This window comes from Archangium gephyra (assembly GCF_049060025.1).
Lineage (GTDB): Bacteria > Myxococcota > Myxococcia > Myxococcales > Myxococcaceae > Archangium > Archangium gephyra_A.
Genome location: NZ_JBMEQQ010000002.1, coordinates 4,260,408 through 4,283,195, shown reverse-complemented (window position 1 = coordinate 4,283,195; position 22,788 = coordinate 4,260,408). Strand labels below are relative to the sequence as shown.

General features: G+C 70.4%; 16 protein-coding genes and 1 pseudogene. 11 read left to right on the top strand and 6 right to left on the bottom strand.

The features are described from left to right. Positions 1-37 precede the first annotated feature (37 nt). The 5 genes from ACN28I_RS18635 (at position 38) to ACN28I_RS18615 (ending at position 6,580) form a co-directional block, all read left to right on the top strand. Positions 38-859: an SDR family oxidoreductase gene (locus tag ACN28I_RS18635; protein ID WP_420943329.1), complete on the top strand. Its 822-nt coding sequence runs from the start codon at positions 38-40 to the stop codon at positions 857-859. 179 nt (positions 860-1,038) lie between these two features. Continuing rightward, entirely contained in the window at positions 1,039-1,803 is a 765-nt protein-coding gene (locus ACN28I_RS18630) for a sterol desaturase family protein (RefSeq protein ID WP_420943328.1), read from the top strand. After that, positions 1,800-4,097 carry an efflux RND transporter permease subunit gene (locus tag ACN28I_RS18625; protein ID WP_420943327.1) on the top strand — a complete coding sequence of 766 codons (2,298 nt, stop codon included), beginning with the start codon at positions 1,800-1,802 and terminating at the stop codon, positions 4,095-4,097. The genes ACN28I_RS18630 and ACN28I_RS18625 overlap by 4 nt, the downstream gene beginning before the upstream one ends. An 85-nt stretch (positions 4,098-4,182) precedes the next feature. Next, a complete protein-coding gene (locus ACN28I_RS18620) occupies positions 4,183-5,976 on the top strand; it encodes an ATP-binding protein (protein WP_420943326.1) in 1,794 nt (597 codons plus the stop codon). Between the two features lie 157 nt (positions 5,977-6,133). Then, positions 6,134-6,580: a hypothetical protein gene (locus tag ACN28I_RS18615; RefSeq protein WP_420943325.1), complete on the top strand. Its 447-nt coding sequence runs from the start codon at positions 6,134-6,136 to the stop codon at positions 6,578-6,580. Positions 6,581-6,598: 18 nt separating this feature from the next. On the opposite strand, the gene ACN28I_RS18610 is transcribed toward ACN28I_RS18615, so the two are convergent. Together ACN28I_RS18610 and ACN28I_RS18605 are read right to left on the bottom strand one after the other, a co-directional pair. After that, on the bottom strand, positions 6,599-9,550 hold the full coding sequence (locus tag ACN28I_RS18610) for an ELWxxDGT repeat protein (RefSeq protein ID WP_420943324.1): 2,952 nt from the start codon (positions 9,548-9,550) through the stop codon (positions 6,599-6,601). Between the two features lie 112 nt (positions 9,551-9,662). Further along, on the bottom strand, positions 9,663-10,571 hold the full coding sequence (locus ACN28I_RS18605; RefSeq protein WP_420943323.1) for a class I SAM-dependent methyltransferase: 909 nt from the start codon (positions 10,569-10,571) through the stop codon (positions 9,663-9,665). A 225-nt stretch (positions 10,572-10,796) separates the two neighbouring features. Here ACN28I_RS18605 and ACN28I_RS18600 point away from each other — a divergent pair, with 225 nt between their 5' ends. Further along, on the top strand, positions 10,797-11,270 hold the full coding sequence (locus ACN28I_RS18600) for a hypothetical protein (protein WP_420943322.1): 474 nt from the start codon (positions 10,797-10,799) through the stop codon (positions 11,268-11,270). Positions 11,271-11,287: 17 nt separating this feature from the next. On the opposite strand, the gene ACN28I_RS18595 is transcribed toward ACN28I_RS18600, so the two are convergent. From ACN28I_RS18595 to ACN28I_RS18585, 3 genes are all read right to left on the bottom strand, one after another. Beyond that, complete coding sequence (locus ACN28I_RS18595) at positions 11,288-13,618, bottom strand: DUF3857 domain-containing protein (RefSeq protein WP_420943321.1); 2,331 nt, start codon at positions 13,616-13,618, stop codon at positions 11,288-11,290. 67 nt (positions 13,619-13,685) lie between these two features. Then, positions 13,686-14,147, bottom strand: coding sequence for a hypothetical protein (locus ACN28I_RS18590; protein WP_420943320.1), 462 nt, complete (start codon positions 14,145-14,147; stop codon positions 13,686-13,688). Between the two features lie 53 nt (positions 14,148-14,200). Continuing rightward, a complete protein-coding gene (locus tag ACN28I_RS18585; protein ID WP_420943319.1) occupies positions 14,201-15,103 on the bottom strand; it encodes a hypothetical protein in 903 nt (300 codons plus the stop codon). A 214-nt stretch (positions 15,104-15,317) separates the two neighbouring features. Between ACN28I_RS18585 and coaA the strand changes: the two are divergent. The 5 genes and pseudogenes from coaA (at position 15,318) to ACN28I_RS18560 (ending at position 21,321) form a co-directional block, all read left to right on the top strand. Then, positions 15,318-16,272 (top strand): annotated as a pseudogene (coaA, locus tag ACN28I_RS18580) (type I pantothenate kinase). Between the two features lie 100 nt (positions 16,273-16,372). Then, the gene (locus ACN28I_RS18575; protein WP_420943318.1) at positions 16,373-17,317 is read left to right on the top strand and encodes a tetratricopeptide repeat protein; all 945 of its coding nucleotides are present in this window, start codon (positions 16,373-16,375) and stop codon (positions 17,315-17,317) included. Positions 17,318-17,517: 200 nt separating this feature from the next. After that, the gene (locus tag ACN28I_RS18570; RefSeq protein ID WP_420943317.1) at positions 17,518-17,901 is read left to right on the top strand and encodes a cupin domain-containing protein; all 384 of its coding nucleotides are present in this window, start codon (positions 17,518-17,520) and stop codon (positions 17,899-17,901) included. 76 nt (positions 17,902-17,977) lie between these two features. Continuing rightward, positions 17,978-20,449, top strand: coding sequence for a PAS domain S-box protein (locus ACN28I_RS18565; RefSeq protein WP_420943316.1), 2,472 nt, complete (start codon positions 17,978-17,980; stop codon positions 20,447-20,449). A 26-nt stretch (positions 20,450-20,475) separates the two neighbouring features. Further along, a complete protein-coding gene (locus ACN28I_RS18560) occupies positions 20,476-21,321 on the top strand; it encodes an SDR family oxidoreductase (protein WP_420943315.1) in 846 nt (281 codons plus the stop codon). A 60-nt stretch (positions 21,322-21,381) separates the two neighbouring features. Here the strand turns inward: ACN28I_RS18560 and argJ are convergent, their stop codons facing one another. After that, positions 21,382-22,743: a bifunctional glutamate N-acetyltransferase/amino-acid acetyltransferase ArgJ gene (gene argJ / locus ACN28I_RS18555; RefSeq protein ID WP_420943314.1), complete on the bottom strand. Its 1,362-nt coding sequence runs from the start codon at positions 22,741-22,743 to the stop codon at positions 21,382-21,384. Positions 22,744-22,788 lie beyond the last annotated feature (45 nt).

Here is a 22,788-nt window from a genome sequence, read left to right as displayed (position 1 = left end):
AATGGCCCGCTCCTCCGGGCGGGAGAAAGGATCCTCTGTGAACACGCTGAAGGGGAAGACCCTGTTCATCACCGGCGCGAGCCGGGGTATCGGCCTGGCCATCGCGAAGCGCGCGGCCCGGGACGGCGCCAACGTCGTCATCGCCGCCAAGACGGCCGAGCCCCACCCGAAGCTGCCCGGCACCATCTACTCGGCCGCCGAGGAGATCGAGAAGGAGGGTGGCAAGGCGCTGCCCCTGATGGTGGACATCCGTTTCGAGGACCTGCTCCAGACCGCGGTGAAGCAGACGGTGGAGCGCTTCGGCGGCATCGACATCCTCGTGAACAACGCCAGCGCCATCAGCCTGACGGGCACGCTGGAGACGCCGATGAAGAAGTTCGACCTGATGTTCGGCGTCAACGTGCGCGGCACCTACGCCACCACCCAGGCCTGTCTGCCCGAGCTGCTGAAGGCGAAGAACCCGCACGTCCTCACCCTCTCGCCGCCGCTCAACATGAAGCCCAAGTGGTTCGAGAACCACGTGGCCTACACCATGGCCAAGTACGGCATGAGCATGTGCGTGCTCGGCATGGCGGAGGAGTTCCGGGACCGGGGCGTGGCCTTCAACGCGCTCTGGCCGCGCACCGTCATCGCCACCGCCGCCATCAACATGATCGGCGGCCAGGACATGATGGAGGCCAGCCGCACCCCGGAGATCATGGCCGACGCGGCCCACCTCATCCTCACCCGCGACAGCCGCTCGAGCACCGGCAACTTCTTCATCGACGAGGACCTGCTCCGCGAGAGCGGCGTGACGGACTTCTCCAAGTATCTGGTGAAGCCCGGCACGGAGCCGATGCAGGACTTCTTCCTCGACTGAGCGGGGAAGTACGGACGGGCGAGCGCTCTGCCGTGTAGGGGCCCTGATGGATTCGAGACCGTGCCCGCCCGTGCACGGCTCCGTACAGCCTCCTGCACAGGTCCTACCCCCTGCCAGCCGGGAAGCAGGGGCGGGGGGTACTGGGCGGCCCGGCCCGGCTCGTGCAATTCTGTTGGCGGATGAACACGTTGGGACTGATTCACACCGGAACGGCGCTGGCGATGATGGCGCTGGTGCTCCTGGAACTGCGCGACCCGCAGTTCCGCGCGGACAGCTTCGCGGCGGGACCGAGGCGGCGGCGCAACTGGGCCTTCTTCGTCACCAGCTTCGTCCCGACGATACTGGTTCAGTCCGCGGGGGCGTGGTTCCACACCCACCTGCCCACGTTGATGCGGCCGGGGACGCTTCCCCCCGTGCTGGACTTCGTCGCCTGCATGCTCGTGGCCGAGCTGGTGAGCTGGACGAGCCACTGGATCAAGCACCAGCACCCCTTCTTGTGGCGCTTCCACTTCCAGCACCACCGCGAGGAGCACTTCAGCGTCTGGATGGTGACGCACACGCACGCGCTGGAGGTGGTGCTGTCGGGCTCGGCGCTCGTCGCGCTGCTGGCCGCCCTGGGCTTCTCCCCGCTGTCGGTGCAGCTCTACTTCGCCGTGTACTCGGTGGGGCTCACGTACCACCACTCGGCGCTGGGGTACTCGCTGGGATGGTTGGACTGGCTCATCATCAGCCCGGCCTACCACCGCCACCACCACCGCCGGGTCGGCAAGGGCAACTACGGCGGAACGTTGACGGTGTGGGACGTCGTCTTCGGCACCGTGCACTGGCCCGAGCCCGAGACGGCCACCGCCCCCGTCGGGCTGCCGCCGCAGTCCCGCGAGCCCTTCGGCTACCGCAAGGAGATGCTGTACTTCCTCTCGGGTTGGCGTAGGCAGCGCTCGTGACCTGGCTCGCCTTCTTCGAGCGTCTGCTGGCGCACCGGTGGCGCCTCGGCCTGGGGCTGCTCGCGCTCTGTGTGCTGGCCGGCCTCGGCGCCGCCCGCGTGCCGATGGACCCCTCCATCGAGCGGATGCACCCCATCGGCGACACGGCCAAGGCGGACTTCGATCGCTACCGGCGCGCCTTCCCCGGCGAGGACTCCCAGGTCTTCGTCATCGTCGAGGGCCCCGGTGTCTTCACGCCCGGCGGGCTCGTCTCCCTCTCGAAGCTGGAGGAGGAGCTGCGCGGCCTGCCCCGGGTTCAGCACGTGGTGGGGCCCGCCTCGGCCCGGACGGCGGAGGGGCTCCTCTTCCCCGAGGAATCCCGCGAGGCGCTGGCGTCCCTCAAGGAGGCGCTCGCTCGCGCCCGGAAGGATCCGCTGGCCCGCGTGCTGGTGCACCCCACGCGGGAGCTCTCCGTGGTGCAGGTGTCGCTCGCGTCGGGCGCGGGGGCCGAGCGCATCCTCGCCGAGCGCACCTTCTCCCTCCAGGCCGGGGCGCTGCTGGCCCGCCACGCGGGGCCGGAGCTGAAGCTGACGCTCTCGGGGGCGCCGGCGGTGCGCGCCACGCTGGCCCTCATGGTGGAGGAGGACATGGGGCGGCTGCTGCCCCTGGCGCTGCTCGTCATCCTCGGGCTCGTGGCGTTCGCCTACCGCGACGTGTGGTCCGTGCTCGCCACGGCGGCGACGCTGGTGGTGTCGTGGGTGTGGATGGTGGGCGCCATGGGCTGGGTGGGGGTGCCCTTCGGCATCCTCACCTCGTTCGCGCCCATCGTCATCCTCATCGTGTCGCTGACGGACACGGTGCACGTGCTGTCGGACCTGGAGGAGCGCCGCCGCGCGGGGACGCCGTACGCGCGGGCCCTCACCGAGGCCATGGCGGGCGCGGCGGGCCCGTGTCTCGCCACCGAGCTCGTCATCGCCGCGGGCTTCCTGTCCATGGGCTTCATCGGCCTCACCGCCGTGTGGGAGTTCGGCCTGGCCACCGCCATGGGCGTGATGATGGCGTGGGCGGCCAACATGCTGGTGCTGCCGTGGGTGATGACGTTGCGCTCGCGGGCCTCGGCGGCCCGGGCGCGGCGGGAGCTGCGGGCCTCGCGGACGCGGCCCCTGGACTCGGTGCTGGGGTGGGTGGAGCGGCAGGTGGTGCACCGTCCCCGGCGCGTCATGGCGGTGGCGGCGGTGGTGGCGCTGCTGAGCCTGCTGTCCATGACGCGGCTGCGGCATGAGTTCCGGGTCTTCGACGACCTGCGCCAGGACTCGCCGCTGGCGGCCGAGCTGACGTACGCGGAGGGCGCGCTCGGCGGCCTGGTGCCGCTCGCCATCTTCCTGGAGCCGGAGGGGGCTCGCGCGGGAGCGGCGCTGTCCCCGGAGGCCATGGCCTTCCAGGAGCGGGCGGACACGTACCTCTCGGCGCTGCCCGAGCACCCGCCGGTGGTGAGCCTGCCCCGGCTGGTGGACCCGGTGCACGAGGCGCTCTTCGGGCCGGGGCTGCTGCTGCGGACGGAGGAGACAACGGAGAAGGCGGTGACGCGGCTGGCGCGCTACCAGCCGTTGGACACGGTGCTGTCGGAGGACCGGAGCGCGGCGGGCGTGGTGGCGCTGCTGCCCAACGTGGGGGCGGGGCGGATGCAGGAGCTGGTGGAGTCGGCGCGGGCGTTCGTGTCGCGCGAGGCACCGGCGGGGTACCGGGCGACGGTGACGGGCAACCTGGCGATGACCGAGCACGTGACGGGAATGCTGACGCGGGGGTTGCTCCAGAGCTTCCTGTCCGCGCTCGCGGTGAGCTTCCTGGCGATCTTCCTGGTGCTGCGCAGCGCGAAGCTGGCGCTCATCGGCTTGATTCCCAACGTGCTGCCGGTGGGCGTGCTGTTCGGCGTGATGCCGCTGCTGGGCATCAGCCTCAAGCCCTCCACGGTCATCATCGCGAGCATGGCGCTGGTCATCGCCGACGACGACACGCTGCAGTACCTGGTGCGCTTCAAGCGGCGCTACCTGCGGCTGAAGGAGGACGGTGTCTCCGAGCCGCACAAGCAGGCGGCGCTGGAGTCGCTGGGCGAGTGCGGGCGGGCGATGTTCGTCACCTCGGCGGCGGTGGCCGGTGGCTTCCTGCTGTTGCAGTTCTCGCGCTTCGAGGGCATCGCCCACCTGGGCCTGCTGACCGGGCTGACGCTGTGGGTGGCGGGCCTGGCGGATGCATTCCTGAGCCCGGTGCTGTTGATGGCCTTGAAGCCGGAGTTCGGCCCGCCTCGCGCACGCTGAGCCGTGGCGGGGGCTCGTGCGCTCCGCACTCCCGCTGCCCGCAATCCGCTCCATCCGGATGCTGTTCCTCCTTTCAGGAGGGGACGTGTCGCACTCTCATATGGAGGAGCAGGAGGCCAGCAGGGAGGACGTGCTGCGGGAGATTCAGCGGGCCCTCCACCGCCAGCGCCGGCTGGAAGCCCTGCACCGCACGGCCCTCATGGACACTCCCGCCGAGGAGGCGTTCGATCGGCTCTCCCGGCTGGCCACCCGGGTGATTGGGGTCCCCGTGGGGCTCGTCACCCTGGTGGACCGGGACCGCCAGTTCTTCAAGAGCTGCGTGGGCCTGCCCGCTCCCTGGTGCGACATGCGCCAGACGCCCCTGACGCATTCCTTCTGCATGCACGTGGTGGCCACCGGAGAGCCGCTCATCATCGAGGACGCGCGTCTGCACCCCGTGCTCCGGGACAACCTCGCCGTGGATCAACTCGGGGTGGTGGCCTACGCCGGCATGCCCCTCACCGCGTCCGAGGGTGAGACGATCGGCACCTTCTGCGTCATCGACACCCAGCCGCGTGTCTGGTCGGACGAGGACCTGTACGTCCTGGAGGAGCTGGGGGCCTCGGTGATGACGGAAATCGAGCTGCGCGCCACCCGCGAGATGGAGGCGCAGGCCCGGGCGGCCCAGGCGGCCCAGGCCGAGTCGGAGGCCGCGCGTCAGCGCTTCGCCCTGCTGGCCGAGCTGAGTGCCGTGCTCGCCGAGGGATTCGATCTCCAGGCCGTGCTCGCCCGGGCCGTGCGGCGGGTGGTTCCCCTGGTGGCGGATGGCTGCTCGGTGGAGCTGCTCGATGCGGATGGCCGGCTGCACCGGGCGGCGGTGGCGCACAGGGACCCGCGAGAGGAGGACCGGCTGCGCTCCCTGCCCGAGCCGTCCGCCCTGCTCGCGCCCGAGGGGAAGGATGCACGCTCGGTGGCAGGGCACCTCCGCCTCACCGGACCCGAGGGCGCCTCGATCCGGCTGCCCTTGACGGGTCACAGCCGGGTGCTCGGCGCCGTGACCTTCACCCTGCGGCCCGTGCGCCCCCTGGGCGACATCGAGATGGCCCTGGCGCGGGATGTGGCGCGCCGCATGGCGCTGGCGGTGGAGAACGCCCGGCTGTACGAGGAGTCCCGCGAGGCGATCCTCTTGAGGGACAAGTTCCTCTCCATCGCCTCGCACGAGCTGCGCACGCCCCTGACGGCGTTGAGGCTGCAGGCGCAGACGCTGTTGCGCGATGCGAGCCGCGCGGCGCAGCCGGTCGCGCCGGAGGAGCTCGCTCGCAAGGCGCGGCTCGTCTCCCGGCAGGTGGCCCGGTTGGGACAGCTCGTGGACGAGCTGCTGGACATCTCCCGGCTGACGCAAGGGTACCTGTCCTTCCAGCTCGAGGACGTGGACCTGGCGGAGCTGGTGCGCGAGGTGGTGGCGCGTTTCCGCGAGGAGCTGCTGCGTCCGGGCATCCGGCTGGTGCTGTCCGGGCTGGACGCTCCCGTGGTGGGGCGGTGGAACCGGCTGCGGCTGGAGCAGGTGGTCATCAACCTGCTGACCAATGCCATCAAGTACGGACGGGGCCGGCCCATCTCGCTGGAGCTGAGGCACGACGAGGAGCACGTGTGGCTCACCGTGCGCGACGAGGGAATCGGCATCGCGCCGGGAGACCAGGAGCGCATCTTCGAGCGTTTCGAGCGCGCCGTGTCCGAGCAGCACTACAGCGGCTTCGGGCTGGGGTTGTGGATCGTCCGGGAGATCGTCCACCGGTTGGGCGGCAGCATCTCCGTGAACAGCACCCCGGGCGCCGGCTCGGCCTTCACGGTGGCGCTGCCCCGCCGCTCCTCGCAGATGCCCTCGTCCCTGCTGCACTGAGGCGCGAGCCGTTCCGCTGGCGCGATGCCCATCCCGCTTCTTGGATGGGCGGTGGCGCGTCCCGGCGGGCGTGTCCCTCGGAACAGGCCTCGCGGTGGGAGTGGCAGGGCCTCTGCACAGGGCGCCGCGCATGCGTCCCATCCCACGAAGCACCTTCATGAAGCGCCCGTGCGCCTTTCCCTTCCTCCTGCTCGCCCTCCTGGGCTGTGGCTCCGCCGGCCAGGAGCTCCACGGCGTCTACGCGGTGACGGGCACCGCCCACTACAGCATCCAGGACATCGGCCACTATTCCTCCCAGGTCTCGGACACCTTCCGCGTCTCGGAGGGCACGGTCTCGGAGCTCCTCCTCACCGATGCGGCGGGACGGTGCTTCCTGCTCGCGGATGTCGAGGGGGAGGCGGTGGTCCTCAGGCGAGGCTCCTCCTGCACGTACCCGGGTGACAACGGCCTCACCCTCACCGTAACGCTCGAACGTGGCACGCTCTCGCTCTCGGGCGGGAGCGGCCGGTTCGACATGGCGGGCACGGTGACGGCCACGGCGTGGGGGAGGATGTACCCGGGCTCCTTCTTCCAGAACGCCACGCTCACCCGGGTGGAGCCGTAGACCCGGCTTCGCTTTGACCTAGCTCCAGTGCGAGTCGCACTGGGGGCACAGCGTGGCGCGCTCGTAATCGGCGCTCCGGCCCTCGAAGCCGCAGGCGTAGCAGGTGCGCGTGGCCTTGCCCCCGGGCGTCTGCGCGGCCGGGGGCTGCTGCCAGACGGGAGACACGGTGGCCTCGGGCAGGGGCATGCCCGGTGTCCAGAGGGTCTCGACGTGGGGCTCGGACAGCACCTGCACCGTGCCCTCGACCACCGCGGCGGTGAAGAAGTCCGGGGCCGGTGCCGCCGCGTGCAGCTTGCCGGCCGTGGCGCTCGTGAGGCGCGGCGATTGGGAGGAGCCGAAGCCCACCGAGAAGGAGAGGGACAGCCCTCCCGACAGGACCGAGCCCAGCACCGATTCGGTGACGTTGACCCCGATCTCGGGCGAGGTGTTCACCGTCTTCATCTCGCTCTCCTTGGGAATCTCGAAGGTATCGAAGAGCTTCCAGGCGGGGCGGACGCGCTCGGCCTTGGGGTGGAGCTTCGCGCTCACCTGGAAGTGAATCTCGTCGATCTCCGGAGGGAGCGAGAAGGGCAGTCGCCAGCGCACCACGCGGCCTCCCTCCAGGGACGGCAGGGGAAACTGGCCGAGCATCCGCTGCGCGGAGCCCTGTTTCTGCCGGCCCATCACCAGGAGGGAGTGGCCGCTGGAGGCCAGGGGCTCGAAGGCGCTCTGCAGCCACAGGACGGCGACGGCATCCCCGAGGGGCCCGCGCGTGACGGGCTCCACGTGGAGGTGGATGGCGCCGAACTCCCGGGGAGTCCGCCCGGTGTGGTCGAGCACGTCTGCGTAGTAGTCCATGGGCCCCGGATGCTGGCCCATCCCGCCGGGGATGGCGAGGGCCGTGGCCGCACGCTCCGCACGTGTCATACCTGTCCACCACGGGCCCCTGCTCGCCTCCAGGACTCCGGCAGCGGGCCCGCGCCATGTCCACATTCCCCGGGCCGGGACGATCCGGAATCGAGGAGGTGCGGCATGGAGAACTGGACGCTGGGTTATGGCTCGCTGCTGACGACGCTCGGCCTGGGGGGATTCCTCGCGACGGGCAGGCAACACAAGACGGCGCTCATCCCCGCGGGCTTCGGCTCGGCGGCGCTGGGGTTGGGCCTGCTGTCGCGCCGCGTGTCCTCCCAGCGGTGGGTACTGGGAGGCTCGGCGCTCGTCGGGCTGCTTGGTTTCCTGGGGGCCGCACGAGGCCTCCGTCTGCTGCCCGCCCTGCTGCGTGGGGAGAAGCTCGAGCGGCCCGCCGCCGTCATCTCCCAATCGGTGATGGCGGGAGTGTCGGCGGCGTACACGGTGCTCGGCGTGCGAAGCCTGCTGCGCGCGTAGGCCCGGGCCGCTGACCAGGTCCCGGGCCTCTTCACGCGAGATGCCCGGGACTACTGCACGGCCAGGGAGCCTCCGCGGCGGGAGCACCCACAGCTCGCTCCCATGCGCGGGGTCCTGCGCGACGAAGAAGACGGAGGTGCCCACGCGGGTGAAGCCGTGCGGGTACGAGGAGCCCGGCCCCGGATGGAGGTCCTGCAGCATGCGCGTGCCCGGCACCGTCCCGTCACTCACCCAGAGCTCCAGCCCCGTGCCCTCGCCGATGCCGCTGAAGAGGATGCGGTCGTCCAGGGTGTAGAGCTGCGACTCGAACTCGTCGGACAGGCTCAGCGGCCGGTGCAGCAGCTTCGTCCCGGCGCCCGTCCCATTCGTCACCCAGAGCTGGACGTCGCGCGGGGCGGGGCCCGAGGTGGAGATGCCGAGCCCGAAGAAGAGCTTGCTGCCCGCGACGGTGAAGGTGGTGATGTACGGGTCCGCGTCGGGCTCTCCGGCGAAGGGATTGGGCAGCGCCGAGACGAGCCGCTTGGACACGCCGCCCGCCTCGTCCACCTTCAGCCGGTACAGGTACAGCCGGTGATCGGACAGGTTGGTGAGGGTGAGGTACAGGCAGCGTCCTCCCACCACCCCGAGGAGCCGCGGATTGTAGGTGCCCGGGCCCGGAGGGAAGGCCTCGACGAGCACCGTGCCGCTCCCGGAGCCATCGGTCCTCCACAGCTCGCTCATCCCATCGGAGGTCTGGGCGAGGAAGAAGACGTACCGGCCCACGGCGCGCAGGTAGAACGGATTCGAGCTGTCGGGGCCCGGCCGCAGATCCCTGACGAGCGCCGTGCCGGCCCCGGTTCCATCCGTCTTCCACAGCTCGGTGCCGTGCACCGGATCCGTGAAGACGAAGAAGAGCGTGCCGCCCACGAGCACCTGCGAGAAGATCAGCGACGAGTCGGGCCCCATGTCCCGCACCCGCACCGTGCCGGCCGCGGTGCCATCACTGCGCCACAGCTCCGTGCTCCCGGGCGCACCTGGCGTGCCGGGGACGTAGCGGAAGAAGAGCAGCGTCTTCCCCACGGCCGTGAGGTTGTACGGGAGCGTGTCACCCCGTCCGGGGGTGATGTCCTTCACGAGCCGCGTGCCCCCGGAGGTGCCATCGCTGACCCACAACTCACCGCCGTGCGCCTCGTCACCCGCCACGAAGAAGAGCCGGGTGTCCACGCGCGTCGGCTCCGACACGGGGACCGGGGCGGCGGGACTCGGGGGCGCGGGGAACGCCTTCACCGGGACGGTGCCCGTGCCGCTTCCATCGCTCCTCCACAAGCCCCCGCTGCCGCCCTCGAAGTTGGCGGCGAAGTAGAGCTTCCCGCGCAGCTCCACCAGGCTGGAGGGGCCCGGAGCGAACCACGGCGGCACGTCGCCTGGCGGTGGGAAGATGTCCTTGACGAGGCTCGCCGTCCCCAGCTCCACGCGGCCCCACTGCGCCTCGGGTGCTTCGTCCCCTTCCTCCCCGGGTGAGCGGGCTTCCGGCCGCTCGTCCTCCTGGATGGATTCTTCCGGGAGCCCTCCGCCACACCCCACCGCCAGCGAGCAGAGCAGTACCGCGCTACGCCACACACGCATCCCCGACCTCCCATGTCTTCGTTGGTACGGGAGGGTGGGGAGAGTGAGGCGATTCGTCCAGTGGTGCCCGGGGAGGGGCGAGTGCTCGCCGCTGCTCCGCGTGCGGAGGGCTTCACTCCCTGTCGGCGACGACGGGGAACTCGAATTCGGACACCGGCACCTCGGGCAGGCCCGCGGGGACCAGATAGCGGCGATGGAGCTCCACGCGCTCCGGTGTGGCGTCCTGCCGGAAGCCATGCCGCGCCAGGAAGGGGCCCAGCTCTCCGTCCTGGACGATCCACAGGAGCGGCTCGCCCGCGAGCCGGAGCGAGGTCTCATAGAACCGCCGCGTGCCCGCACCCGCGATGGGCCTCCCATCCACCTCCCAGCGGAAGCCGGTGAACAGCAGCCGGCTTCCAGGTCCGGTGCACCGGTGCAGCGCCTCGAGGAAGGCCGAGACGTGGGCCTTCTCCAGGTACATCAGCACGGCCTCGGCGATGACGACGCTCGGTGCGTCCTTCCGCCACACCGCGAGCTGGGAGAGGCCTTCCTCCAGGGGCGTGCGGGCCAGGTCCATGCCCACCAGGTGCAGGTTGGGTGGCAGGGGTCCCATGCCCTCCAGTGCCTCGCGTTTCATCGCCTGGGAGGCGGGATGGTCCAGCTCGATGAACGTGACCTCCGGGTACTCGGAGGCCAGCCTCCAGCAGAGCGTGTCGAGCCCCGCTCCGACGACGAGCACCTGCCGCTTTCCCTCCGCCAGGGCGGCGCGGGTCTCGTCATCCATGAAGCGCTTGCGCAGCCCGATGCTCAGCAACTGGCCCGGGACGGTCCACTGCTCGATGGAGGCGATGAGGCGCTTGTACCAGGAGGCGCCATAGAGCCGGAGCATCCAGGGCTTCAGCAGCCCCGTGTGCAACATGAGCCGCTCCATGGACTCCGCGGCTCCCCTCGGTATCAGGGGCGCGAGCCGGGGCTGGCGGGCGAGCGCCGCCAGGAACCGGCCCACCTTCACGGCTGTTCGACTGGCTTGATGGGTGCGCATGCGCCAGGAGCAAACCACGGATTCCACCCAGGAGTCCGCTTCATGTCTGACACGCTTGTCACGGGGAAGCCGCGTCACCTCGCGACACGCGCGTCACGGCCGGGCGTGCTCGCGGCGCCCCTTCGAGCGCCTCCGAGAGGGAACGGGGTGCGGCACGTGATTTGCGAAGCTCCGGGCCTGCCACGGCAATCCCAGCCGTGAGCTTCTTCTCTCGGAGGAACACCCATGACGAAGGCTCTCTGCCGTCTCCTGATCCCCCTGGCCGCCGTGTCGTGCCTCGCCGCCTGTGACGCGTCCTTCACGGTGCCGGTGGAGGTCACCTTCTCCAAGCAATTCCAGACGGACTGGGACAAGGGCTTCCCGGCGGAGGTGGGCCTCCGCTACGCGTCGAAGTCGGTGAACCTGCCGCTCCACAATGACAAACGGCTGGGCTACTTCTGCGAGGCCGCCGATGCCGCCGTGACGTTCGAGGGCCTCGTGGATGAGCTGGGCTGCCTGCCGGAGGATCTCGAGGTGACGGTGTGGATCGCTCCGGCGCCCGGGCTCGCGGAGAGCCAGTGCCAGGTGCAGGGCGGCACGGTAGGGAATGCCGGCATGCCCCCGGCGCCAGTGACCACGCCCGAGCAGGGCGTGTCCAAGACGATCAAGGTCCCGGCTGGAAGGTGCGCGGGCGGGGAGACCTCGTACGCTACCTTCTGAGGCGCGGGCCCTCCCGCTCAGTTGGGCCGCACGTCGAAGGAGAGGAACTGGGGCGCCCGGCAGGACGTGCAGCGCACGCGCAGGACGGTGATGGACCGGCCGTCACTCCCCGTGTGCCGCAGTTGCAGGGCGTCCGGTACGCGCTCGAAGGTGCCGCCGCAGGAGCACCGCTCGCCGCGGATGCGCTGATCGGCCTGGTCCAGGCTCTCCACGACCATCACGGTCGCGCCCTGTTCCTGCTCGCGCAGGTGCCGCACGGGACGGAGCGGCGCGGCCTTGCGGACCTTGCGCTCGTGCATGAACTGGCGGAGCCGCCGGGGGATGCCCAGCGCCAGGGCACCCACCACCACCAGGAACACGCCGCTGATGGCGAGGCTGGTGTTGCGCGAGAGCTGCGGGTCCCTGGACGTGAAAGAAGAGGGGACGACGCCCACCGGTGCGGCGAAGGAGATGCCGAGCTGCGAGCTCATCTCCTTCACCGCCTCGACATGCCGGGCCAGCGCGTCCGGCGCCACCCGGTCCGCCAGACTCCGGTACTCCACCTGATAGGTGAAGCCGCCGAACCTGGGGACCACGGACATCTCCAGGCGTGAGGCCGGGCCCTCCACCGTCTTCTCCGAGGGGGCGACGTTCAGCAGGGAGTCCGCGTGGACCTCCCAACGCACGCGGAGGTGCGTCGGGTGGTCGACCTCCACGGGGTGGATACGCCCCTCGGTGCGGCGGGGGAGGACCATCTCTCCGCCGATCCGCGTGGCGGCGACGCGCAGTCCGCCGCCGGCCCAGGCGTCCGTGAGCGTGTAGCGCTCCTCCAGCGTGACCGTGTTGGCGTCCGTGTCGTCCTGCACGCGCGGTGTGCCCTCGGGCTCGAGCTTGGGGAAGAGGGCACGGCGCAGGTCGCGGGATTGGGTGGTGAGCTGCTCCGCGGACAGACCGGCCAGCCACGAGCGGGCCCTGTCCGCCTCCGAGCGGGTGTAGCGGTTGGTGACGGTGAGCGTCCCGGTGCCATCGTCCTTCACCGAGAGCACGTAATGGGCGTCCACCTCCGGCCCCTCGGGGAGCGGCTGGGGAATGGACTCCAGGGCGGTGGTGCCGGGAGCGAGCACGAGTGCCCGGGCGTAGGGGAGCGGGCCTCGCGCGCCGAGCCGGCCCCGCCGATGGGTCATGGTGGCATCCACCCACTCGGTCCGCCCGGCCACCCGGGCGCGCACGATGGCGTGGTTGAAGGCGTAGGGCGAGGGGAGCTTGGAGGCCACGCCCCCCCGCAGGCGGGAGTGCACCAGGGCCACGTGGGCGGGGATGCCCAGGGGGCGCAGCAGCGTGGCCAGCAGGAGTGCCTTGTCCTTGCAGTCGCCGAAGCGCTGGGCGAGCACCTGGCCCGGTGCATGGGGCTGGTGGGTGTTGGGGCCGAGCTCGATGCCCAGGTAGCGCACCTCGTCCTGGACGAAGCGCACCGCGGCGAGGAAGCGCGCCTCCTCGGTGGGCAGCGAGCGCCAGGACTCGGCCAGCGCCGTCAGCTCGGGCGAGCCGGGCAGTCCCTCATACAGCGGGAGCCCCCAGGTGGACACCGCTTCCCAGCTCTGGAAGCTGCTCACCTGGACGTGGGGCCAGACCTCCAGGTCGTCGGGGACGCCGTCCTCCCCGGTGAAGGTGGGCATGTCCTTGCGCTCCCACCGGTACTCGCGCAGGCCTCCCACGTCGCGCATCGTGGGCTCCGCCGCCGCCACGCCGTGGGTCTTGAAGTGAAGCTTCAGGTCCGCCGGGACGAGCAGCCGGTGGACGAAGTGGGCCACGGGCGCCTTGTCCGCCAGGGAGATCGCATCCAGGTGGTGTCCCCGGAAGAGCGGGTGGGCCTCTTCCACCGTCCAGGACTCGTCGAGGAGGTCTCCCGCGCGCACGTCCTGGAGGAAGGCGAGGGCGGTGCGCTCGTCGCTGTAGATGCCCATGTCCAGCTCGCGCTCCTGCTGGATGACCTTCACGTCCTCGGCGCGCAGGAGCTGGGTGCGCACGCCGTCGCGGGTGCGCCAGACGCCGTGCAGGCGCAGGCGCTCGTGGGTGTTGGAGAACTCCACCTTGAGCTGGGAGCCCGTCTCCACGCCGCGGCTGCTGACCACGCGGCGCACCTGGCGGACGAAGCGCTCGGTCATCTCCGGCGAGACGCGGACCTGCTCCTCGGACAGCAGCACGTGGAGGCCCGAGACGGCGTCCTGCTCGCGCAGCGGGCGCTCCGTGTCCGCCCGGGTGGGCTCGACCCAGGAGGGAGGATCGGTCAGCGGGACACGGGCCTCCTCGGCGCGGGCGGGCAGCGTGGCGAGAGCGGTCAGCAGCAGGAGGAATCGCGGGAGGAACATGACGGGCGCATACTCCCAGGAGGGAGGACGGGGAGGGAAGTCCGTGCTACCCGTTTCCGAGGCAGCCTCAGCGCGTGGGCTTCAGCGTGGAGAGCGAGCGCTCCACCCGGGCCGAGCCGGGCCCGTAGTCGCGCTCCGGCGCGGTGTAGAGGACGAGCACGGACCGGTCCGCGAGGGGTAGGAAGTACACGAGGGTCCGTGACGTGCCCTGCTGGAACTCGTAGCGCGCCACCGGTCCCGCGGGGAGCGTCCCACTCGTGGCGTTCAGCCGCTTGTCCGGCATCGGGACACCGGCGGCACCCAGCACCTCCTCCGGTGGCGCATCCACCTTGGGCGGCGTGCCCTGCACCGAGCGCAGCTCCAGGCCTCCTTCGAAGCGGGCCACGGCCGGTGGGCCGGGCTCCTCGCCACGCAGGGCCATCCCGGAGGGAGGCTCGTACTGGACACCGAGCGTGTTGAGCTCCGTCTTGCGCGAGCAGGCCACGGCACAGGACAGGAGCAGCCACAGGAGGAGCGTGGAGCGGTTCACGTGCGCGACTGTGCCACAGGTGCGAGGGGAGGTGGCGAGGCTCGGCCGGGGGTTCAGAAGAGACAGATGCCGCAGTCCAGGGTGCACTGCACGGTGGCGAGCCCGAGGCCGCAGGACTCGGTGAACTGGCACTTGAGGTCACCGCACCTGTAGATGTCCCGGGGGTGGAGGCGGGTGGTGATGGGGACGTAGCTGATGCCGTTGCGCGTGCACTGCGTGTAGTACGTGTTCGTGGCGTCGCGCGTGCAGCTCTCGGCACAGCTTCCCGTCTGGACGATGGGCGCGCAGGCTCCGGGCTTGCCCAGCGCGCACACCCGCACGCTGCTCTCGTGGTTGCCCAACGGCCTGTCGTCGTAGCCGGCGAAGATGCCCTCGTTCGTGAAGAGGTTGCCGAAGAAGCAGCCCTCCCGCTGCGAGAACTCCTGGAGCTCCGCCGACGTGGTGGCGATGGGCTCCCCATGGGCGTTCCTGCCCTGGACGGAGATGGCGACGGTGCGCCCGAACTTGTTGACGTGGGCGGCCAGACACGCGGAGACGAGTTGCTGCTCGGTCTCGCTCGCCGGCTGCCCGCTGGCCCAGTCCGGTGTCAGGCCCAGCGAGCCCGCCCAGACGTAGGTCCTCCCCTTGCCATCCGTGTACGTGCGCGTCTCTCCGCCGCGCACGGCACAGGCGACGATGTACCGCATGACCGTCTCGGCCAGCGTGTCGTTCTGCTCGAACCAGGACGAGAACTCGGGGCTGCTCAGCCCGTTGAAGGCGAGGCCATTGAAGGCCAGCCCGTTGAAGGCGAGGCCATTGAAGGCCAGCCCGTTGAGCGTCTCCCCGTTGGTGGCCTCGAGCTCCTGGCGCTGGCGGGTGGGCTCGTCCTGGCGTTCGGAGGCTTCGTCCACCGGGTTACAGGCCATGGTGGCGAGCAGCAGCAGCACCGAGGTGCCTCGACGGATGGTGGTCTCCATACACTTCCCCCCTGTGGTGGCCGGGTGTTTTCGGAAACGGGCCCCAGGACTAAATGCCGCCATTCGAGCAATTCATGTAAGGCCTATTCGTCAGTGCGCCGCCCAACCGTTGGTCCTGGATGGAGAAGGCGTGGAGCGGCGGACAGTTCAAGAGGATGCCGTCAGCGGCCGGACACTTGGGTAGGATGGGGATGCCGTCACGGAGGACGGCCCCATGTCCGCACCCAAGCCCCAGACCGCGTCCATGTTCGTCGACTTCGAGCGTGAGGCCTGGCGGGCCCTTCGCGCCGCGACGCCGCTTCCCCTCAGCGCGGAGGAGGTCGAGGGGCTGCGCGGGCTCGGCGAGCACCTGGACCTCGAGGAGGTGGCGGACGTCTACCTGCCGCTCTCCCGGCTGCTCAACCTGCACGTGGCCGCGACGCAGAGCCTCTGGGCGGCGCAGCAGGCGTTCCTCGGCGGCTTCACCCAGAAGGTGCCCTTCATCATCGGCATCGCGGGCAGCGTCGCGGTGGGCAAGAGCACCACGGCGCGCATCCTCCAGGCACTGCTCTCCCGGTGGCCGGACCATCCGCACGTGGAGCTCGTCACCACGGATGGGTTCCTGTTCCCCAACCGTGTGCTCACCGAGCGCGACCTCATGCACCGCAAGGGCTTCCCGGAGAGCTACGACCGGCGCGCCCTGGTGCGCTTCCTCGCCGAGCTCAAGTCCGGACGCGCCGAGGTGTTCGCGCCCGTCTACTCGCACCTCGTCTACGACATCGTCCCCGGCGAGGCGGTGCGGCTGCGCCGGCCGGACATCGTCATCCTCGAGGGGCTCAACGTGCTGCAGACGGGGCCGGTGGAGGGCGGGAAGCTGCCGCACACCTTCCTGTCGGACTTCTTCGACTTCTCCATCTACGTGGACGCGAGCGAGCAGGACATCCGCCGCTGGTACGTGGACCGCTTCCTGAGCCTGCGGCAGACGGCGTTCCGCGACGAGCGCTCCTTCTTCCGGCGCTTCGCCGAGCTGCACCGAGGAGCAGGCCATCGCCCGCGCCGAGTCCGTGTGGGGGGAGATCAACGGCCCCAACCTGGCGCAGAACATCGCGCCCACCCGCTCGCGCGCACGGCTCATCCTCATGAAGGGCGCGGACCACAAGGTGCGCCGCGTCCGCCTGCGGAAGACCTAGCGAAGGAGGGCACTTCCCTCCCGTTGCCAGGGAGTACCGGGACGGGCGCCCGCGGTTGCGGGGGGGATTTTTTTTCCGGTCCGGATTTAAGGTGGGCGCCATGAAACCGCTGCGTGCTCTCCTTTTCGCCGCCGTCCTGCTGGCCGTCCCTCCTGCCCTCGCATGCCTGTGGGACAGTGACACCCTCAAGGAGGAGTCCATTGGCCTCGACGAGGTGGCCAACGTGCTTCGCGGGAGGATCCTCAAGCACTCGGCCACCTTCTATGAGCGCAAGGTGGCCTACACGCTGCCGCTGCTGGAGCAGGCGGACGTGAAGCCCGAGCGGTACGACGATCTCGCGGTGGCGTACGAGAAGCTCGGCCGCACCCAGGAGGCCATCGCGACGATGGAGGCCAAGGAGAAGCGCTTTCCCGGCCTGTACACCACGGCGGCCAACCTCGGCACCTTCCACGCCCACGCGGGCGACTACCCGCGTGCGCTCGAGGAGTTGCGCCGCGCCCTGGTCCTCAACCCGGACGCCCACTTCGGCCGCGAGAAGTACCAGGTGAAGGCCATCGAGTACCTGCAGCGCCTGGCCACGGCTCCCGAGCTCGTCCAGAAGGAGGAGTTCCTCGGCCTGCCGCTCGAGCCGGACCGCTACCTCTTCGTCATGAATCCGAAGAAGACCATTCTTCGGAAGGAGGTCCCCGAGCTTCCCAAGGACGTGCTGCAAGGCCTGGTGGGGATGATCCGCTTCGGCAGCGGCGAGAAGAGCCGGCACCTGTGGTTCAGCCTGGGCATCTCGCTGGCATGGAGCGGCCACAAGAACCTCGCCATCCGCGCGATGCGCCGCGCCGAGCAGCTCGGCCATCCCCTGGCGCGGGAGCATGGCGAGGAGCTGCTTCGCACCATCAAGGCCTACGCCGACAAGGCGAGGGACTGGGAGAAGGTCGCTGCCGAGCTCGACGCGGAGTGGGCCAAGGGGCAGGCCTGGGTCCGGCAGAAGCAGCGCCAGGAGGATGCGCTGCTCGCCAAGGGCAAGGAGAAGCAGGTCTTCGGCTACTGAGCCAGGGTGGCACCGCTTCCCACGCGCAGCACGCGCCCGAAGTCCCGCTCCTTGCCAGACGCGAGCGTCCCCGCGTCCAGCCCCAGGCCTCCCTGGTGCCTGCTTCCAGCCTGGAGCCGCCCCTACCTTCCCCTGAATGGCGGCCGCCCGGGTCCACAGGCGCCTACCGCGTCTCGCCCGCGGCCGCGGAGGCGCATGCCATGAGCCAGCTCGTCATCAAGAAGTTCGCGCAGCCCGATGAGCGGCGGTCCTTCCTCTCGCACGGGCATCTGGACCTCCTCCACCTCGGCGGCAGCAACATCGGGATGGGGGTCTTCGAGCCGGGGTGGAAGTGGTCGAAGGACGTCCAACCCATCGCCGGTACCCGGAGCTGCCAGGCGGCCCACTCCTGCTACATCGTCTCCGGGAGCATGGAGATCCTCATGGACGATGGCACCCGGGCCCTGCTCACCGCGGGCGACGTGGCCTACATCCCTCCAGGGCATGACGCGTGGGTGCTGGGTGACAAGACGTGCCTGATGTTGGATTTCGAGGGCATGGCCGACTACGCGCGGCGCGAGGCCCAACAGTCCGCCCTCCAGTAGGAGGGGGCCGCCGAGCGGGCGGCATGGCGCACCCCCGCGCGAAGGTGTGCATCTTATCCCTCTTAGGAGGGTGCACATGGTCTCGCCAGCGCATCCTGGAACGGAGCAGGGGCGTGTCCCCGCGGCAGTCGCCCACCTTCAGCAGGCGGCACAGCAGGCCCAGCTCCGGCGGTACGGCGTGCTGGCGAGCCTCGGCCAGCTCGCCCTTCGAGACCTCTCCCTCCCGTGTTTCGCCCGCGAGTCGCTCGCCCAACTCCTCGAGACCCTGGAGCTGTCCCAGGGCGCGCTGTGGGAGCTGCTCGACGGGGGCCGCTTCCGGTGTGTCGCCAGCTTCGGAGCATCCCCGCGGCCCGGGCAGCTCGTGGAGCCCGCGGAGGCCAGCGAGTGGCATGCGCTCCTCGCGACGCCCTCCCTCACCGCGAAGGTGTTTGGAGAGGAAGCGCCCGTTCCCCTCACGCCGCTCGCTCCGGGCTCCCAGGGGTTGTTGGTGCGGCTGCCCGGTTCCTCGGGAGAGGCCGTGGCCGTGCTCGCGCTCGGCATGCTGCCGGAGCGGCGATGCGACGCGGATGCCCTGTCCTTCCTCCAGGCGGTTGCCCACCTCCTGGGGGCGGCCATCTCCCGCGAGCACCAGACGCGCACGCGGCGCGCGGAGGTGGAGCGGCTCCAGGCCCTCTTCGAGGGCTCCCCCCTCGTCATCGGCTTGAAGGGCCCGGACGGACGCTACGCCTACGTGAACCGCCGCTTCGCCACCTACCTGCGCAAGCCCGTGGAGGAGGTGCTCGGACATACCGACGAGGAGCTCTTCCCCGCGGACACCGCCCGGATGATGCACGCCCATGACGACACCGTGCGCGCCACGGGCGAGCCGCGGGAGTTCGAGGAGGAGCTCGCGCTTCCCGAGGGGCGGCTGCTCTTCCTGGCCGAGCGCTTCCCGCTCCGCGAGCCGGGTGGGACGCCGTACGCCACGGGGCTCATGGCGCTCGACATCTCCGCCCTGAAGCGGACCGAGCGCGAGCTGCGGCGCCGCGAGGGGGAGCTGCGCCAGATGGTGGATGGGCTCGAGGACCAGGGCATCATCGGGCTGGATACCCAGGGGCGGGTGACGGGGTGGAGCCGCGGCGCGGAGCGGCTCAAGGGCTACAAGGCGGAGGAGATCATCGGCCGGGAGGTGGCCTTCATCCACGAGGGGGAACTCGCGCGCCCCGGCATGCTGCGCGAGGCGCTCGCGAAGGCCGCGCGAGAGGGCCGCGTCGAGGCGGAGAGCTGGTGCGTGCGCAAGGACGGCTCGCGCTTCCTGTCCGAGGACACGGTGTTCCCGCTGTGGATGGAGGAGGGCGGGCTCCGGGGCTTCTCGGTGGTGAGCCGGGACGTCACCGAGCGCTACGAGGCGCAGATGGAATTGCAGCGCAGCGAGGCGCGCTACCGCCTGGTGAGCCGTGCCACGGGGGAGTCCATCTGGGATTGGGATCTCGTCGAGAACCGGGTGGAGTGGGGAGAGCAGGCGCTGGAGCGTTTCGGTTACCCGGCGCGGGAGTCGGCCAGTGACCCGAGCTGGTGGGAGGCGCGCATCCACCCGGAGGACCGGGCGGCGGTGCTGTCCTCGCTGGTGCGCGCCATCGAGCACGGGGAGGAGCGGTGGTACGCCGAGTACCGCTTCCTGCGCGCGGATGGGGACCAGGTCTGGGTGAGGGATCACGGCTACGTGTTGCGCGAGGGCGGCCGTCCCGTGCGGATGATCGGCGCCATGGCGGACATCACCCGGCGGCGGCGCGCCGAGGAAGAACGGAGCCGTCTCTACCGCGAGGCGCAGGAGGCCATCCGCCTGCGCGACGAGTTCCTGTCGGTGGCCTCGCACGAGCTGAAGACGCCCCTCACCACGCTCCAGCTCCACTTGCAGATGCTGCGCATGCTGGCCACCAAGGGGGGGAGTGCCTTCTCCCCGGAGCGCGCCACGAAGAAGCTCTCGCTCGCCGAGTACCAGGTGCAGCGTCTGGTCACGCTGGTCAGTGATCTGCTCGACATCTCCCGGCTCAACTCGGGGCGGATGGAGTTCCGCTTCGAGACCGTGGACGTGGCCCGCATGGTGCGCGAGCTGCTGGAGCGGCAGAGGCAGCTCCTGCGGCACTGTGGCTCCGAGCTGCGGGTGCAGCTCCGCGGCGGGTACGCGGCCCGCGTGGACCCGATGCGGCTGGAGCAGATCCTCACCAACCTGCTCTCCAACGCGGGGAAGTACGGCCAGGGCAAGCCCATCGACGTCTCCATCGAGGGGGACGAGGACGAGTATTTCATCCGCGTGCGGGACCGGGGCATCGGCATCGCCCCCGAGGACCAGCAGCGGATTTTCGAGCGTTTCGAGCGCGCGGTGTCCGAGCGCCACTATGGGGGGCTCGGCCTGGGGCTGTGGATCTCCCGGCGGATCGCCGAGCGGCTCGGGGGGACGCTCACGGTCCGGAGCCGGCCGGGGGAGGGCTCCACCTTCGAGTTGCGCCTGCCACGCTTTCCCTCCGAGACTCGCCCCTCCGAACCGGTGGATGAAGCCCACTGGTGAATGGGCCTGGGAGGCGGGGCCGCCAGATGAACGAGAAGACCGTGGTCGTGACCGGAGCGAATTCAGGCGTGGGGCTCGCCACCGCGACGGAGCTGGCGCGAAGGGGCGCCACCGTCGTCATGGTCTGCCGCAGTCCCGAGCGGGGCGAGCAGGCGCTGAAGGAGGCCCGGCAGCGCAGCGGCTCGGACAAGCTCGAGCTCATGCGGTGTGACCTCGGCTCGCTCGAGAGCATCCGCACCTTCGCTCGCGAGTTCCAGGCCCGGCACTCCGCCCTGGACGTGTTGATCAACAACGCGGGCGTCATCACCACGAAGCGGGAGACGACGCGGGACGGGTTCGAGTCCCAGTTGGGGGTCAATCACCTCGGCCACTTCCTGCTGACGAACCTGCTGCTGGAGCAGCTCCGGCGGGCGCCCCAGGGGCGGATCATCAATGTGTCCTCGGGGGCGCACAAGACGGGGGCCATCCATTGGGAGGATCCGCACCTGACGCAGGGCTTTGGCGTGTGGAAGGCGTATTCGCAGTCCAAGCTCGCCAACATCCTGTTCACGAAGGCGCTCGCGGAGCGGCTCCGGGGAACGGCCATCACCGCCAACAGCCTGCACCCGGGCGCGGTCGGGACGAGCCTCGGCGTGGACCGGCAGACGGGGTTCGGCAAGCCCATCATGAAGTTCCTCGGGCTCTTCTTCCTGACGCCGGAGCAGGGCGCCGAGACGTCCGTGTATCTGGCGGCGAGCGACGAGGTCACCTCGGTCTCGGGCGAGTACTTCTACAAGAAGAAGCGCGCGCCCGTGTCGAAGAGGGCCCAGGACCGGGAGCTCGCGGAGCGGCTGTGGACCTGGAGTGAGAAGCAGGTCGGGTGGGCCGCATAGCGGAGACATTGGGTTCCGCATGCTCCCTCTCCCAGAGGGAGAGGGGACGTCCGCGGCGAGTCAGCTCCGGTAGTCCGCGTTCTCGCTGATGTACTCGTGGCTGCGGTCCGCGCCGAGCACCGTGCAGGCCGCCGTGCCAGCGCCGACGTCCACTTCAATCTCCACCGAGCGCTCGTGCGGAGGGAACGTCACCTGCGGGCGGAAGGTGAGCCCGTCCGCGGGCGGCACGCTGGTGTACAGCTCGGCGCCCTTCATGTGCGCCACCAGGGCCTTCTCCGCCTCGTTGTCGAGCCGGAAGGCACCGTTCTCCATGATGACGCGACCTCCCATGCGCAGCGTGCAGCGCGAGAGGTCCACCTCGGGGTGGTGCGCTCCCACGTACTTGCCAATCGCCATCACCAGCCGGCCCACGTTCGGATCGTTCCCGTTCACCGCGCACTGGAACAGCGGCGAGTTCACCACCGACTTGCCGATGCCCCGCGCCACGTCCTCGCTCGGGGCCCCGTGCACCCGCACGCGCATGACGTGGTGCACGCCCTCGCCGTTGCGCACGATGTCCTCGGCCAGGTCGGCGCACACCTGCTCCAGCGCGGCCTCGAACTCCTTCAAGCTGGGGCAGGGCACCTTGCGCGACGACACCAGCGCCACCGTGTCCGACGTGCTCGTGTCGCTGTCCACGCTGATGCAGCCGAACGTCTTCGCGGACACCGAGCGCAGCGCCGCGCGCAGGGCCTCGCGAGGCACGTCCACGTCCGTCATCAGGAAGACGAGCATCGTGGCCAGGTTGGGCTCGATCATCCCCGCGCCCTTGGCGATGCCCACGATGCTCCCCGTGCCCACCTGGGCCCGGCGGACCTTGGGGTACAGGTCCGTCGTCATGATGCCCTCGGCGGCGGGCATCACCGACTTGTCCGCGAGCGCCGAGACGGCCTGGGGCACCGCCCCCACCAGGGCGTCCACCGGCAGCCGCCAGCCGATAACGCCCGTCGAGCAGGGCAGCACCTGCGAGGCGCTCAGCCCCAGCGAGCCCGCCACCGCCGCGCACAGCCGCTCGGAGGCCTCGACGCCTCCGGGCGCGCACACGTTGCTCACCTTGTTGTTCACCACCACCGCGCCCAGCGTGGGCTCCTCCAGCCGCTTGCGGCCGATGAGCACCGGCGCTCCCGGGAAGGCGTTCTTTGTGAACACCGCCGCGAACGCCGGCGTCGGCTCGTCGAGCACCAGCAGCGTGAGGTTCATCTTCGCCGGTTTGGCCACCTCGGCGGGCATGAACTCGAGGCGCGTGCGCCCGACGCGGAAGCCGCGGGGCAGGGCGGACTGCTGCTCCAGCCAGCTCTGGTGGGCCTCGGCGGACGGGAAGGTCAGGTGCGTGCTGGGAATGGCGGTACCTCGCTGCGAGGAGAAAGGGACTTGGTGCCGCAATCCGGGGCGCGAATCAATGACGGAGATGCCCGTCCGCCCGCTTCG

What these genes read in the sequence shown, in the direction of transcription:
- ACN28I_RS18630 (WP_420943328.1), top strand. Translation starts at nt 1,039, where the DNA reads ATGAACACGTTGGGACTGATTCACACCGGAACGGCGCTGGCGATGATG.
- ACN28I_RS18615 (WP_420943325.1), top strand. Translation starts at nt 6,134, where the DNA reads ATGAAGCGCCCGTGCGCCTTTCCCTTCCTCCTGCTCGCCCTCCTGGGC.
- ACN28I_RS18610 (WP_420943324.1), bottom strand. Translation starts at nt 9,550, where the DNA reads ATGCGTGTGTGGCGTAGCGCGGTACTGCTCTGCTCGCTGGCGGTGGGG.
- ACN28I_RS18605 (WP_420943323.1), bottom strand. Translation starts at nt 10,571, where the DNA reads ATGCGCACCCATCAAGCCAGTCGAACAGCCGTGAAGGTGGGCCGGTTC.
- ACN28I_RS18600 (WP_420943322.1), top strand. Translation starts at nt 10,797, where the DNA reads ATGACGAAGGCTCTCTGCCGTCTCCTGATCCCCCTGGCCGCCGTGTCG.
- ACN28I_RS18595 (WP_420943321.1), bottom strand. Translation starts at nt 13,618, where the DNA reads ATGTTCCTCCCGCGATTCCTCCTGCTGCTGACCGCTCTCGCCACGCTG.
- ACN28I_RS18585 (WP_420943319.1), bottom strand. Translation starts at nt 15,103, where the DNA reads ATGGAGACCACCATCCGTCGAGGCACCTCGGTGCTGCTGCTGCTCGCC.
- ACN28I_RS18575 (WP_420943318.1), top strand. Translation starts at nt 16,373, where the DNA reads ATGAAACCGCTGCGTGCTCTCCTTTTCGCCGCCGTCCTGCTGGCCGTC.
- ACN28I_RS18570 (WP_420943317.1), top strand. Translation starts at nt 17,518, where the DNA reads ATGAGCCAGCTCGTCATCAAGAAGTTCGCGCAGCCCGATGAGCGGCGG.
- ACN28I_RS18565 (WP_420943316.1), top strand. Translation starts at nt 17,978, where the DNA reads ATGGTCTCGCCAGCGCATCCTGGAACGGAGCAGGGGCGTGTCCCCGCG.
- ACN28I_RS18560 (WP_420943315.1), top strand. Translation starts at nt 20,476, where the DNA reads ATGAACGAGAAGACCGTGGTCGTGACCGGAGCGAATTCAGGCGTGGGG.